Source organism: Pseudomonas sp. I8001 (assembly GCF_013385345.1).
GTDB lineage: Bacteria > Pseudomonadota > Gammaproteobacteria > Pseudomonadales > Pseudomonadaceae > Aquipseudomonas.
Genome location: NZ_JACAQC010000059.1, coordinates 78,802 through 92,175, shown reverse-complemented (window position 1 = coordinate 92,175; position 13,374 = coordinate 78,802). Strand labels below are relative to the sequence as shown.

Here is a 13,374-nt window from a genome sequence, read left to right as displayed (position 1 = left end):
TGCTTATTGCAGGATGCATGAGTCGGTGGCCAGTATTTCGTTCGAATATGCCGATTTTCCTGGGCCTTGGCAGTCCATGCCCGACGGCATGTTTAATGCTTCATAAGATCCTGTTACAACTCTGAATGAGCAACAAATACCGCTGCTGATCCCCCAAACGAACGGGTTAATGGCGGTCTGCCACGTAACTTATATAAGTAACGTTGTCGCTTATGAGGAAAGGATCCAACGCAACTCTGAACGGCCTAGTAGGCTGGGTACGTGAAGCCGTCTGCCAGGGCTGGCAAGGCGCAAAAAGGTGAACGTCTCATCACGGTCGCCAGCAATAAGAATATTGATAACAATCGATTGGCAATCTCATAAAAGGAGAGGTCGGCCATGCTTTCGGATCTGGAACTACGCGGCATCATTGAAGGAAGTTTTCTGCCCAAGCGCTGTGAAGTCACCAAGGCGTCGGACGCCTCGCTGACGGTCAAGGTCTATCACGAGATCGATCATGACCGGGTCGACCTGGTGGTCACCGGCATTTGCGCCAACAAGCTCGACAGCAGTCGGGCGATCTGCAACTTGATTACCGAGTTGCGTGAAGACCTCAAGCATACCCACACCCAGGCCCCGGCCCTCAAACGAGCCGGCGCGCGTCCTTTCTATTAAACGGACGGTTGAGCTTCAGTCAGTGAAGACTTGCGGGCCTGGATAAATGCCAGGCCCAACGCCGTTTCCGTGATCCTTTCGGCCGTGAAGCGGCCGGCAAGGGTAACGCCTGGCGACCGCAGGAGCGAGCTCGCTCCCCCCTGCAACGGCGCTGCAATCACATCAGTTCTGGAAATCACACGCCTCGGACATTTTGCGATAACCCACGTCCTGGACTTTCCCTTGGCTGTCCACGAACTTGATATCGGCATTGATCACTTTGCAGACATTGGTGTCGGGTTCGTGCATGGCAAGTACCTTCTGCACATCCATCTTCTCGCCGTAGTGGTAAGGCGTGATGACGGGGGCGGTGTCAGCCTGCGCCATCCCCGTTACAGCCGTCAGGGCCAGTGCAGCGCCGAGCATTAACGTACGCAGTTTCATGGTGTTTCTCCGCAAGTCGTTCGCAGGCCCAACAACGTGATGGGCCGCGGCCGCCCTGGGCAATGGCGGGTGCCATGCGAGTGCGGTCGACTCAACTGTCGTCCGGGGGGATTAACCATCGATTAAGTGAGGCTTTACTGACAAAAGCTTCATCTTCAGCACCGTCGATATCTCGCGCGCTTTAACCGGAAAAGTCTGATACGAGCCGGTTAACCCCGCTTGCTACCGTCGCCGCCGGGTCCATCAATCGGATGGCGTTGGCATTGGGTGGAGTTGGTTTGCAAAAGAAAATCGCAGCAGAATTTCTTGGGACGTTCTGGTTGACCTTCGGCGGGTGCGGCAGCGCGATACTGGCCGCGGCGTTTCCGGAGCTTGGGATCGGCTTTGCCGGTGTCGCCCTGGCCTTTGGCTTGACGGTGCTGACCATGGCCTACGCGGTGGGCAGTATTTCCGGTGCGCACTTCAACCCGGCGGTGACTATCGGCTTGTGGGTGGGACGCCGGATGCCGGGGGGGGACGTGGTGCCGTACATCATTGCCCAGGTGGCTGGTGCGATTGTCGCCGCCGCCGTGTTGGCGCTGATCGCCAGTGGCCGTCCGGGGTTTGAAGTGGGTGCTTTCGCCGCCAACGGCTATGGCCAGTTGAGCCCCGGGCAGTACAGCCTGCTGGCCGCGTTGGTGGTCGAGGCGGTGGCGACGTTCTTTTTTGTGTTCATCATCATGCGTGTCACCGGCCCGGGTTCGGCGGTCGGGTTTGCGCCGATTGCCATTGGCCTGACCCTGACGCTGATTCACCTGGTGGCCATCCCCGTCACCAACACCTCGGTCAACCCGGCGCGCAGCACCGGGCCGGCATTGTTTGCCGGCGGGGAATACCTGATGCAGTTGTGGCTATTCTGGGCGGCACCGATAGCGGGTGCGGTGGTGGGCGCCATCGTTGCCCGCGCGGTTACCTGCCCCCGGGAGGCGTGAGCCTACCAGCTCATGCGTACCCCGGCGTTACCGCTGAAACCCTCCAGCGTGTTGCTGTCCAGTTGGGTGTTGTAGTCCGCCGCCAGGTACACGCTGACGGTGGACGACAACTTGGCGACAACGCCCACACCGAGGTCGGCAGTGGATGACTTGTGATCGGTTTTAATCCGGTCCACGTCGTCGTAGGTCACCGTGTCACTGCCACCGAAGGTGCGCCAGGCGTTGGCTCGCACATACGGTTCGATCGGGGTGTTCTGCACCAGGTAACGCCCCTTCAGGCGTGCGCCGAGGCGGCCGGTCCAGTAGTCCTGGGAATCGAATGAAACTTTGGAAATGCCGTCATTCTGGTGGTCCATGTCAATCTGCTGGTTGATTACCTGCACCTGGGGTTCCACCACCCAGTGTTCGGAGACGGTAATCGGGTAGCCGGCTTCTGCCGAGAGGGCCAGGGCGTGGCCCTTGTTGTCGATCTTCACGTCACGGTCGGACTTGCTGTCACCGTCGAAGCGCGTGCCCATGGCCACCAGGTCAACGTACCAGCCCTTGGGATCGGTGAGGGTCCAATAGGCGCCGAAGTTATCGCCATCCAGCTTGACCCGCCCGGAGCGGTTGTCCTGGAAGCCCATTGAAAAGCCCTTGATGTCACCTTGCAGGCGGCTTTGGCCGATGAACAGGCCGAAACGCTGGAGCTGTCCGCCGCTGGTCTCGGAGGCGTAGAGGTCATGGCCCACTTGATAGCCCTTGATGGAACCGTCGAAGCTTGGCGATACCGTACCCGACCAGCTCTTGTTGAAGTCACTGCCATAGGCACGGCCCCAGCCCGCCGGAACCGGTCCGGTCTCGCTGAGCAGGCTTTGTTCGCCCTGGCGGTCGTGGAAGGTGCCCAGGGCTTGCAGGGTCATCAACTGCGCGGCCGGGACGACCACCGAGTACACCGGCACCTCCAGGCGATACAACGGAATCGGCTCGGCCCCGGCGATGGCGGCAGGCAACACCGGGTTGCTCGCTGCCGACTCCGGCGAGGTGGCAGCCGCGACCTGGCTGGGCGGTGGAGCAGGGGGCTCGACCGGGGCGACGGGTTGCGAGGTCGGTGGCTCCACGGGCGGTTCATCCGGCGCGACCACGGGCGGCACTGGCGGAATCGGCGGAACGGGCACCACCACCGGTGGCGTCGGCGGGACAGGTGGCACCACCGGTGGCTGCACGGCGACCACCGACGAACGCAAGTACCAGTTATTTTCCGTGCCGGCAGTGACACCCCCTTTGAACAGCAGATACTCATAAGCTCCGGCGGATACCGAGCCTTTCAGGGCAAATGCATCGGTGCTGCTGGTGGCGCCGTTGAGGGCTTGCACCACTTCGATCCCGCTGTTTTGTGTGAGACCGCCCAGGCCGCCGAGATTGCTCACGGTCATTTGTGTGTGCCCGCTGATGGTCCCGTCAGACACTACCAGTTTGTCGGTGGCCGAGTTCTCGTCGCCCAGCACGGTTTGCAACCAAAGCTGCCCATTGTTGCCGACGTAGTTGCCGTACACCGTCAACGTATCGGTGGCGCTGTTGCTGCGGCTGGTCATGTCGATGGTGCCGGCATTATTCAGGGTGGCCAGTGCGCCTGCGGTGTAGGGGCGGATACTGCCTTGCGTCACGCCCAGGGTGCTGCTGCCATCGATGTTGAAGGTGCCGGTATTGCTGGCACTGTCGCCGAGGAAAAAGTCGCCGGCCAGGTCGAAACGCGCGTTGTTGTTGAGGTTGACCGTTTCCTAGCCGATATAGCGCGCGGCTGTGCTGGAAGTGGTGTTGTCGAAGGTCAGTTGGTCGTTGCCCAGGCCGCCGTCAATCGAAGGCGTCGTGCCGAGCAGGTTTTCGTCGAGGCCGCTGAGCAGCGCGGTGTCGTCGCCATCGCCCATCAGCACCGCGGACTTGATCTGGCCGCCATTGAGCCAGTTGAGTGTGTCGTTGCCGACACTGGCGCGGATCTCGCCGTTGATCACGCCGCCACTGACGGTAATGCTGTCGTTGCCGCCACTGGTGCTGATATTGCCGCCGATGCTGCCGCCGGAGACGATGATGGTATCCGTGCCGAAACCGGTCACCAGGTTGCCGAGGATCGACCCGCCGGGCATGTCGTAGATGTTGTTGTCGAGCTTCATGTCGACCCGGCCGATGGTGCCTGCGGTTTGCCGGGCCACGTCGCCATCCTCGAAAGCGCCGACGATGGTGCCGCCGGTCATCAGGAACGTGTCGCGGCCATCGCCCTGGGCCAGGGACTGGATCTGCCCGCCGCTCATCACGAAATCATCGATGCCGTTGCCCTGGGAAACCGCACCGGTCACGGTGCCGGCGCTGATTTGGAAGCGATCGGCACCGTCGCCCTGGGTGATACTCCCGACAATGCGCCCGGAGTTCATGTCGACAAAATCAGTGCCGGCGCCGAAAGTGATATTGCCGTTGATGGTGCCCGTGCCGCCTGCGGGCAGGGTCAGGGTGTTATTGCCGGCAAGGTCCGTAAGCCAGTCGGACTGCTCCCGCTGTCGCAGGTGTAGGCATCGTTGCCAGGACCCGGGGTGAACACGCAAGCCGCCAGGGCTTGTTGGGGGGCCAGGTAATGCAGTGAGAGGATGCCGACAGCCAACACGGCGCGAGGCTGAAAAGTCCGTTTATTGCGCATGGATCTGCCCTGTTTTTGTTATAGAAACTGCACATGTTTCTTGGGTCTAGTACAGTTTTTTACACAATGCAGAATTTTCGGACAGATAACCGCAGGGCTGTAAGCCACGTGATACGTGGCTTACATAGTGGCATATTGATTTTTTTGCCGCGTTTGTCAGTCCAACTGACGACGATAGGGCAGGTCCGGACCGGTCTTGCTGCAGGTGAGTGCCGCGGCGCGGATAGCGAAGGTGAGCATGCTGCTGATCTGCTCCCGGGTCAGCTGTTGCAGGCCCTCCACCGAGTCCAGTTGCTGCTCGGTCAGCCAGGCAATCAACGCGGCCTGGAAGGTATCGCCAGCACCAACCGTGTCCGCCATGACCACCTTGACCGCTGGCGCCGACCAGCTGCCGTGCTGGCGGCTGAACACCGTGGCGCCGTCGCCGCCGCGGGTCAGGAACACCAGCTGGCAACGGTGCTGCAACCAGCCTTGCAGGACGCTTTCCGGGGTTTGGCCGGGGTAGAGCAGGTGCAGGTCTTCGTCACTGACCTTGATCAGGTCGGCATGCTTGACCAGCTCGGCCACACGGGCGCGCCACAGCTCGATGTTCGGCTCCGGGTTCAGGCGTACGTTGGGGTCGAGGCTGATCAGGCGCTTGCCGCTTTCCCGGCGTACCAGGGCCAGCAACGTGTCGGCAATCGGCTGCACCACCAGTGAGAACGAGCCGATGTGTACGCCACGCACTTCGTCGCCCAACGCCGGTAGATGCTCAAGTTGCAACTGGCGGTCGGCGCAACCTTCACCGCGAAAGCTGTATTGCGGTGAGCCATTGGCACCCACTGCGACCATTGCCAGGGTGGTGGGCGCTGAGAATTCCACGAGGTACTCCTCGCCCACGCCTTCGTCCTTGAGCACCTGCAACAGGCGTCGGCCCAGGTAGTCGTCGGAGATCCCGGCGAAAAAGCCCGCGTCGATTCCCAGTCGACGCAAGCCTACCGCGACGTTGAACGGCGAGCCGCCAGCAATCGCCTTGTAATTGACCCTGGATGCCTTGCCGCTGGCATCGTCCTCGCTGAAAAAATCAAACAGCGCTTCGCCACATACCAAATACATATTCGTTCGCTCTTAAAGGGATGCCACGTGCTGTTGATAACGCTCATAAGCCTGCTGGTAGGCGCTGACGCTGCCGGCATCCGGCAGTGTGCGGCTGGCTGCGTCGACGCTCACGCAGCGCTGGCACAACTGCGCCAGGCTTTCACCGGACTGGCACCACGCGGCCTGGATTGCCGCACCCAGGGCCGCCGCTTCGCTTTGTTCGGTGCAGACCACTTCGGTGTTCATGATATCCGCGACCATCTGCCGCCACACCGGGCTTTTCGAGCCGCCGCCGATCAGGCGGATGCTCTGGCTCTGCAGGCCGGTCTGGCGCAGCAGGTCCAGGCCATAGCGCAAGCCGAAGGTAGTGCCTTCGACCACGGCGCGGCACAGGTTGGCGCGGGTCAGATTGGTCATCGTCAGGCCGTGCAGGCTGCCGGTGGCGTGGGGCAGGGCGGGCACCCGCTCGCCATTGAGGAACGGCAGCATGCTCACGCCGTCGGCGCCGATCGGTGCCTGGGCCACCAACCCGTTGAACGCCACCAGATCCAGGTCGAACAGCTCGCGGATGACCCCGGTGGCGTTGGTCAGGTTCATGGTGCAGATCAACGGCAGCCAGCCGCCACTGGATGAACAGAAAGTCGCCACCGACGCCTGCGGGCTGACATTGGCCTGATCGGCAAAGGCATACACGGTACCGGATGAACCCAGGCTCATGGTGATCACGCCGGGGGCGATATTGCCGGTGCCGATGGCGCCCATCATGTTGTCGCCGCCGCCGCTGGACACCCGGGCGTTCGGGTTGATGCCCAGGTGCTCGGCGATGGCTGGCAGGATGGTGCCCACGGGCTGGTTGGCCTCGATCAATTCGGGCAGCGCAGCTTCCAGGCGCCCGTCGGGATCGATGTGGCGCAACAGTGCCAGGTCCCATTCACGGGTGCGCACGTTGAAATAACCGGTGCCGGAGGCATCGCCGTATTCGGCGCAGGCGCGGCCGGTGAGCCAGTAGTTGAGGTAGTCGTGGGGCAGCAGGATATGCGCGATGCGTGCGAACACCTCCGGGTGCTGTTCGCGGGTCCACAGCAGCTTGGACACGGTGTAGCCCGGCGCGATGGCCACGCCGAGGCGTTCCAGGGAGCCACTTTCACCGCCCAGGTGTTGCAGCAGGCGATCATTTTCCGGCGCGGTTTCGGTGTCGCACCACAGCTTGGCGGGGCGCAGCACCTGGCCTTGGTCATCCAGCAACACCAGGCCGTGTTGCTGGCCGGAAACGCCGATGGCGAGGATGTCCTGGCCGTCCACACCGGCCTGTTGCAAGGCGCGGTGAGTGGCTTCGGTAAACGCGTCCAGCCACTCCTGGGTGTGCTGTTCGCGGCGGCCGTTGGCACCGCTGATCAGCGTGTGGCTGGCGGCGCCCAGGCCCAGGACTTTGCCGCTGCTGGCGTCGAGGACAATGGCCTTGGTGCCCTGGGTGCCGCAGTCGATGCCGAGGTAGAGGTTTTGCTGGGTCATGGTAGGTCGCTCAGCATATTGTTATGGAGAACTCGGTCAATGTGGGAGCGGGCTTGCTCGCGAATAGGGTGTGTCAGTTATGCAAATATTGACTGATCCACCGCTTTCGCGAGCAAGCCCGCTCCCACATTTTTGATTCGGTTCCGTCAGTTGAGATTGGCGAGCAGCCGCTCCAGCGTTTTGCTCACACCCACATCCTGCAGGCTCTCGAAACACCGCTCAAACGCTGCCACAAACTCGGGCGAGTTGGGAATAGCCGTACCAAAAATCTCTTCCACCCCCAGCAGCCGCTTGCTGATCAACGCATCTTCCGTCACCAGCCCCTGGCAAAACTCGGCGCGAGGGTCTGGAATGCGGTAGATCACCCCATTCTCATCCACGCCTTTCAAGTACAACGCCCAGGCCGCCACCACCAGCGCAGCACGCTCGGTCTCGCGACCATCGGCAATCAGGCGGTTGATGGTCGGTACGGTGAACTTGGGAAACTTCGACGAACCATCGGAACACACGCGCTCCAGCTGGTCGGCAATCGCCTGGTTGGAAAAGCGGTCCACCAGGGTCTGCTTGTATTCGGTCAGGTCGATACCCGGAACCGGCGCCAGGTTGGGCGTGACGTCCAGGTCCATGTAGGCGCGCATGTAGGCCACGAACAACGGGTCGTTCATGGTCTCGTGGACGAAGCGATAGCCCTTCAGGAAGCCCAGGTACGTCAATGCCAGGTGGCTGCCGTTGAGCAGGCCGATCTTCATCTCTTCATACGGTGTCACGTCATCGGTGAACTGCACGCCCACCGTCTCCCACGCGGGGCGGCCGTTGACGAACTTGTCTTCCAGCACCCATTGCACAAACGGCTCGCAGACCACCGGCCAGGCGTCGTCGATGCCGTGATCGTCATGCAGTTGCAGGCGGTGCGCGGTGCTGGTCATTGGCGTGATGCGGTCGACCATCGCATTCGGGAAGCTCACGTTGGCCTTGATCCACTCGTGCAGGTCGGCGTCATGCAGCGCGGCGAAGGCCAGCAACGCCTTGCGAGTCACGGCGCCGTTGTGGGGCAGGTTATCGCAGGACATCACGGTAAATGCCGGCACCCCGGCGGCCCGGCGCTGGGTCAACGCCGCGCAGATAAACCCGAACACGGTTTTCGGCGAGCCCGGGTTGGCCAGGTCATGCTGGATCTGCGGCAGGTGGGCCATGAACTCGCCGTTGCTGTCGTCGATGCAGTAGCCGCCTTCGGTGATGGTCAGCGAGACGATGCGAATCTGCGGGCTGGCCAGCTTGTCGATCAACGCCTGGGCGCCGTCTTCGGCCAGCAGCATGTCGCTGATGGAGCCGATCACGCGCACTTCGGTGTCGTCGGTGTCGCCCAGTTCATACAGGGTGAACAGGTAGTCCTGGCCGGCCAGGTCGTCCCGCGCCTTGCGGTCTTCAGCCCGCAGGCCCACGCCGCAAATGCTCCAGTCCAGGCCAACGCCGGTATTCATCAGAGCATCGGTGTAATACGCCTGGTGGGCGCGGTGGAACCCGCCAACGCCGATGTGCGCGATGCCCTGGCTGGTATTGGCAATCGCATAGGCCGGCAGTTGCACTTCGGGCGCCAGTTGCGTGAGGTTTTGCTTGTTCAGTTTCATCGGGAAATTCTCGCGAAATCAGGCGGCGGCGCGCAGTGGGCGGGCCACGGCAACACCCTCAGCGTCGAACAGATGGCATTGGGTCGGGTCCAGGTACAGCTGCAGGGTCTCGCCATACTGGCTGGCCATGTCGCCACGGATCCGCAGGGTCAACGGCTCCTTGCTGGCGGTAATCACGTGGCAGAAGGTGTCGCTGCCGAGGCGCTCGCCGACGTCGGCGGTGACGGTCAGGGTGGCTTGCCCCGGCGCGGCGATTTCCAGGTGCTCCGGGCGAATGCCCAGGGTCACGGCGCTGCCGACGCTCAAGCTCGCGCTGCTCAGGGGCAGGCTGATGCGGCCGCCGGCGTCCAGTTCGACTTCGCAGCTCTGTGGGTCAACGCGAGTGACCTTGCCCTTGAGGAAACCCATTTTCGGCGTGCCCAAAAAGCCTGCGACAAACAGGTTGGCCGGCTGGTGATACAGCTCCAGCGGCGAGCCCACCTGTTCCACGCGGCCGCTGTTGAGTACGACAACCTTGTCGGCCAGGGTCATGGCTTCGACCTGGTCGTGGGTCACGTAGATCATCGTGGCTTGCAGCTCTTTATGCAGGCGCGACAGCTCCAGGCGCATCTGCACTCGCAGGGCGGCATCGAGGTTGGACAGGGGTTCGTCGAACAGGAAGATCTTCGGGTTACGCACAATCGCACGGCCAATGGCGACACGCTGGCGCTGGCCGCCGGACAACTGCTTTGGCTTGCGCTCAAGCAAAGGGCCCAGCTCCAGGATACGTGCTGCTTCGTTGACCTTGCTCTCGACAATCTTCTTGTCGACGCCGGCCAGGTCCAGGGCAAACGACATGTTCTTGCGCACGCTCATGTGCGGGTACAGGGCGTAGGTCTGGAACACCATTGCCAGGTCGCGCTTGGCCGGGGTGACCTCGGTGATGTCGCGGCCATCCAGCTCGATGGTGCCTTCGGTGACTTCTTCAAGGCCGGCAATCAAGCGCAGCAGGGTGGATTTGCCGCAGCCCGACGGGCCGACGAACACCACGAATTCCTTGTCGTTCACCTCAAGGTCGATGCCCTTGATGATGGAGAAGCCTTCGAAGCCTTTTTGCAGATTCTTGATTTTCAGGTTGGCCATGATGGGCCTCCGCTTCTAAATATTTTTGAAGGAGCCGTTACTTCACGGCGCCGAAGGACAAACCGCGGACCAGCTGTTTCTGGCTGATCCAGCCAAAGATCAGGATCGGCGCACAGGCCAGGGTCGACACGGCAGACAATTTGGCCCAGAACAAGCCTTCGGGGCTGGAGTAGGAGGCGATCAACGCGGTGAGCGGCGCGGCGTTGGACGAGGTCAGGTTCAGCGACCAGAACGCCTCGTTCCAGCACAGGATCAGCGACAGCAGCACCGTGGAAGCCAGGCCGCCCTTGGCGATCGGCAGCAGCACCCGGACCATTTCCTGCCACAGGGTGGCGCCGTCCAGGCGGGCGGCTTCGAGGATGTCCTTGGGGATGTCCTTGAAGTAGGTGTAAACCATCCAGACCACGATCGGCAGGTTGATCAGGGTGTAGATGATGATCAGCGCAATGCGCGTATCCAGCAGGCCGAAGCTCTTGGCCAGCAGGTAGATCGGCATCAGTACGCCCACCGGCGGCAACATCTTGGTGGAGAGCATCCACAGCAGCGTGCCCTTGGTGCGCTTGGTCTCGTAGAACGCCATGGAGTAGGCGGCCGGGACCGAGATCAGCAGGCACAGGGCGGTGGCGCTGAAGGAAATCAGCACCGAGTTCCAGGCGTAGCTGAAGTAGTTGCTGCGCTCGTTGATGTGCAGGTAATTCTCCAGCGTCGGCGTGAAGATGAACTGCGGCGGCGTGGCGAACGCGTCGATTTCGGTCTTGAAGCTGGTCAGCACCATCCAGAAGATCGGGAAGAAAATCAGGATCGCGATGGCCCAGGCCAGGGTGCCGAGCAGCACGCTTTGCAGGCGGCGGGATTGTTGAAGCGTCATGGCGCGGCCCTCAAGGCTTGTCAGTCAGGTTTTTGCCGATCATCCGCACCAGGATGATCGCCGCGATATTGGCGATGACCACGGCAATCAAGCCGCCGGCCGAGGCCATGCCCACGTCGAACTGCACCAGCGCCTGGTTGTAGATCAGGTAGGCGAGGTTGGTCGAGGCGTAGCCGGGGCCACCGTTGGTGGTGGTGAAGATTTCGGCGAACACCGAGAGCAGGAAGATCGTTTCGATCATCACCACCACGGCAATCGGACGTGCCAGGTGCGGCAGGGTCAGGTGCCAGAAGATCGCGATGGCGCCGGCACCGTCGAGGCGGGCGGCTTCCTTCTGTTCCTGGTCGAGGGACTGCATGGCGGTCATCAGCAGCAGGATCGCGAAGGGCAGCCACTGCCAGGACACGATGATAATGATCGACAGCAAGGGGTAATGGGCCAGCCAGTCCACCGGCTGGGCGCCGAACAGCTTCCACACGTAGGCGAGGATCCCCGACACCGGATGGAAAATCAGGTTCTTCCAGATCAGCGCACCGACGGTGGGCATGATGAAGAACGGTGAAATCAGCAACACCCGCACCAGGCCGCGACCGAAGAACTCGCTGGCTTCCAGCAGCGCGCTGATCAATACGCCAAACACCACGCTGATCAGCAAGACGCTGCCCACCAGCAACAGGGTGTTGGTGGCGCCGGGCAGGAAGCCCGAGTCGGTGATGAAGTAGGTGAAGTTCTCCAGCCCCACGAATTGGTTTTCGCCGGGGTAGAGCAGGTTGTAGCGAATCAGCGAGAAGTACAGGGTCATGCCCAGCGGCACGATCATCCACAGCAGCAACAAGGCCACCGAGGGGCTGACGAGGAACCAGCCGGGGTTGATCAGGCGGCTTTTACGCGGCTTGTCCGGCGTAGCGGTTTGCACTTGGGCAGTGGTGGTATTCATGGTGATCAGGACCAGTCAGGTACATGCGGAATGCGGGTCGGAGTGCGGTCAAATGTGGGAGCTGGCTTGCCTGCGATGAGAGCGCCTCGGTGAAACTGACAGACCGAGTTGTCTGCATCGCGGGCAAGCCCGGCTCCTACATAAAGCGGGTTCCCACATTCAGTGTGGTGAGACCGCTTTACTTGGGATAACCGGCCCGCTTCATTTCGCGTTCGGTGAAGGTCTGTGCATCCGCCAGGGCTTTTTCGGCAGTGGAGCCACCGGTCAGTGCGCTGGAGAAGAACTTGCCGACCTGGGTACCAATCGCCTGGAATTCAGGAATGGTCACCAGCTGGATGCCCACATACGGCACCGGCTTGGCCGACGGGTCTTTCGGGTCGGCGACTTTCAGCGATTCCAGCGTCACCTTGGCAAACGGCGCGGCCTTCATGTATTCGTCGCTGTAGGTCGATTTGCGGGTACCTGGCGGTACGTTGGCAATCCCGTCGGTCTTGGCGACCAACTGGCTGTATTCCTTGGAAGTGGCCCAGGTGGTGAACACCTTGGCAGCGTCCTTGGCTTTGGAACTGGTTGGAATCCCCAGGGACCAGGAGTACAGCCACGAAGTACCTTTGTCGGTCTTCTCGTGCGGGGCAAAGGTGAAGCCGACGTGGTCAGCCACTTTGCTTTGGGTCTTGTCGGTCACGAACGAGCCGGCGACGCTGGCGTCGACCCAGATCGCACACTTGCCGCTGTTGAACAGCGCCAGGTTTTCGTTGAAACCGTTGCTGGAAGCGCCCGGCGGGCCGGATTTCTTCATGTTGTCGACGTAGAAGTTCAGTGCGTCTTTCCACTCTGGCCCGTTGAATTCCGGTTGCCACTTCTCATCGAACCAGCGTGCACCGTAGCCGTTGGCCAGGGTGGTGATCAGCGCCATGTTCTCGCCCCAACCGGCTTTGCCGCGCAGGCACAGGCCGTACTGTTCCTTGTCCTTGTTGGTGAGTTTGGCGGCGAATTCGCCAATCTGGGTCCAGGTCGGGTGCTCGGGCATGGTCAGCCCGGCGTCCTTGAACAGGTCGGTGCGATAGTAGGTGATGGAGCTTTCGGCGTAGAACGGCAGGGCGTACAGCGAGCCCTTGACGGAAAGGCCGTCACGCACGGAAGGGAAAACGTCGTCCAGGTCGTAGGAAGCAGGCAGGTCCTTCATCGGTTCCAGCCAGCCTTTGGCGCCCCAGAGTGCAGCTTCGTACATGCCGATGGTCAACACGTCGAACTGTCCGCCCTGGGTGGCGATGTCGGTGGTGAGGCGTTGGCGCAGGACGTTTTCTTCGAGTACCACCCAGTTCAGCTTGATCTCCGGATGCTCGGTCTCGAAGGTTTTCGAGAGCTTTTGCATGCGGATCATGTCGCTGTTGTTGACGGTGGCAATGGTCAGGGTTTGCGCGCCAAGACTGACGGCGCTGAGGGTCATGCAGGTGCAGGCAAGCAGAGCTTTGGCTGTGAACTTCATCGCGCACTCCATTTCTGCGCCCAGG

General features: G+C 61.6%; 10 protein-coding genes and 1 pseudogene. 2 read left to right on the top strand and 9 right to left on the bottom strand.

The window, feature by feature from the left end:
* Positions 1–378 precede the first annotated feature (378 nt).
* Positions 379–654: a DUF1652 domain-containing protein gene (locus HX839_RS29190; protein WP_003215295.1), complete on the top strand. Its 276-nt coding sequence runs from the start codon at positions 379–381 to the stop codon at positions 652–654.
* Between the two features lie 162 nt (positions 655–816).
* Here the strand turns inward: HX839_RS29190 and HX839_RS29185 are convergent, their stop codons facing one another.
* Positions 817–1,077: a DUF2790 domain-containing protein gene (locus HX839_RS29185; RefSeq protein WP_003215297.1), complete on the bottom strand. Its 261-nt coding sequence runs from the start codon at positions 1,075–1,077 to the stop codon at positions 817–819.
* Positions 1,078–1,355: 278 nt separating this feature from the next.
* Between HX839_RS29185 and aqpZ the strand changes: the two genes are divergently transcribed.
* Complete coding sequence (gene aqpZ / locus HX839_RS29180; RefSeq protein WP_177068081.1) at positions 1,356–2,048, top strand: aquaporin Z; 693 nt, start codon at positions 1,356–1,358, stop codon at positions 2,046–2,048.
* 2 nt (positions 2,049–2,050) lie between these two features.
* Here aqpZ and HX839_RS29175 read toward each other — a convergent pair.
* From HX839_RS29175 to HX839_RS29140, 8 genes and pseudogenes are all read right to left on the bottom strand, one after another.
* A pseudogene (locus HX839_RS29175) lies at positions 2,051–4,716 on the bottom strand (autotransporter outer membrane beta-barrel domain-containing protein).
* 156 nt (positions 4,717–4,872) lie between these two features.
* Positions 4,873–5,811, bottom strand: coding sequence for a carbohydrate kinase (locus HX839_RS29170; protein WP_177068080.1), 939 nt, complete (start codon positions 5,809–5,811; stop codon positions 4,873–4,875).
* Between the two features lie 12 nt (positions 5,812–5,823).
* Positions 5,824–7,305, bottom strand: a complete 1,482-nt coding sequence (gene xylB / locus HX839_RS29165; RefSeq protein WP_177068079.1) for a xylulokinase — start codon at positions 7,303–7,305, stop codon at positions 5,824–5,826.
* Between the two features lie 146 nt (positions 7,306–7,451).
* Positions 7,452–8,933, bottom strand: a complete 1,482-nt coding sequence (locus HX839_RS29160; RefSeq protein ID WP_008436132.1) for a mannitol dehydrogenase family protein — start codon at positions 8,931–8,933, stop codon at positions 7,452–7,454.
* A gap of 18 nt (positions 8,934–8,951) precedes the next feature.
* Entirely contained in the window at positions 8,952–10,055 is a 1,104-nt protein-coding gene (locus tag HX839_RS29155) for an ABC transporter ATP-binding protein (RefSeq protein ID WP_102606106.1), read from the bottom strand.
* Between the two features lie 37 nt (positions 10,056–10,092).
* On the bottom strand, positions 10,093–10,923 hold the full coding sequence (locus HX839_RS29150) for a carbohydrate ABC transporter permease (RefSeq protein ID WP_003215312.1): 831 nt from the start codon (positions 10,921–10,923) through the stop codon (positions 10,093–10,095).
* 10 nt (positions 10,924–10,933) lie between these two features.
* Positions 10,934–11,860 carry a carbohydrate ABC transporter permease gene (locus HX839_RS29145; RefSeq protein ID WP_003215314.1) on the bottom strand — a complete coding sequence of 309 codons (927 nt, stop codon included), beginning with the start codon at positions 11,858–11,860 and terminating at the stop codon, positions 10,934–10,936.
* A 178-nt stretch (positions 11,861–12,038) separates the two neighbouring features.
* A complete protein-coding gene (locus tag HX839_RS29140; RefSeq protein ID WP_003215317.1) occupies positions 12,039–13,349 on the bottom strand; it encodes a sugar ABC transporter substrate-binding protein in 1,311 nt (436 codons plus the stop codon).
* Between the last annotated feature and the right edge of the window lie 25 nt (positions 13,350–13,374).

What these genes read in the sequence shown, in the direction of transcription:
- HX839_RS29190 (WP_003215295.1), top strand. Translation starts at nt 379, where the DNA reads ATGCTTTCGGATCTGGAACTACGCGGCATCATTGAAGGAAGTTTTCTG.
- HX839_RS29185 (WP_003215297.1), bottom strand. Translation starts at nt 1,077, where the DNA reads ATGAAACTGCGTACGTTAATGCTCGGCGCTGCACTGGCCCTGACGGCT.
- HX839_RS29170 (WP_177068080.1), bottom strand. Translation starts at nt 5,811, where the DNA reads ATGTATTTGGTATGTGGCGAAGCGCTGTTTGATTTTTTCAGCGAGGAC.
- xylB (WP_177068079.1), bottom strand. Translation starts at nt 7,305, where the DNA reads ATGACCCAGCAAAACCTCTACCTCGGCATCGACTGCGGCACCCAGGGC.
- HX839_RS29160 (WP_008436132.1), bottom strand. Translation starts at nt 8,933, where the DNA reads ATGAAACTGAACAAGCAAAACCTCACGCAACTGGCGCCCGAAGTGCAA.
- HX839_RS29155 (WP_102606106.1), bottom strand. Translation starts at nt 10,055, where the DNA reads ATGGCCAACCTGAAAATCAAGAATCTGCAAAAAGGCTTCGAAGGCTTC.
- HX839_RS29150 (WP_003215312.1), bottom strand. Translation starts at nt 10,923, where the DNA reads ATGACGCTTCAACAATCCCGCCGCCTGCAAAGCGTGCTGCTCGGCACC.
- HX839_RS29145 (WP_003215314.1), bottom strand. Translation starts at nt 11,860, where the DNA reads ATGAATACCACCACTGCCCAAGTGCAAACCGCTACGCCGGACAAGCCG.
- HX839_RS29140 (WP_003215317.1), bottom strand. Translation starts at nt 13,349, where the DNA reads ATGAAGTTCACAGCCAAAGCTCTGCTTGCCTGCACCTGCATGACCCTC.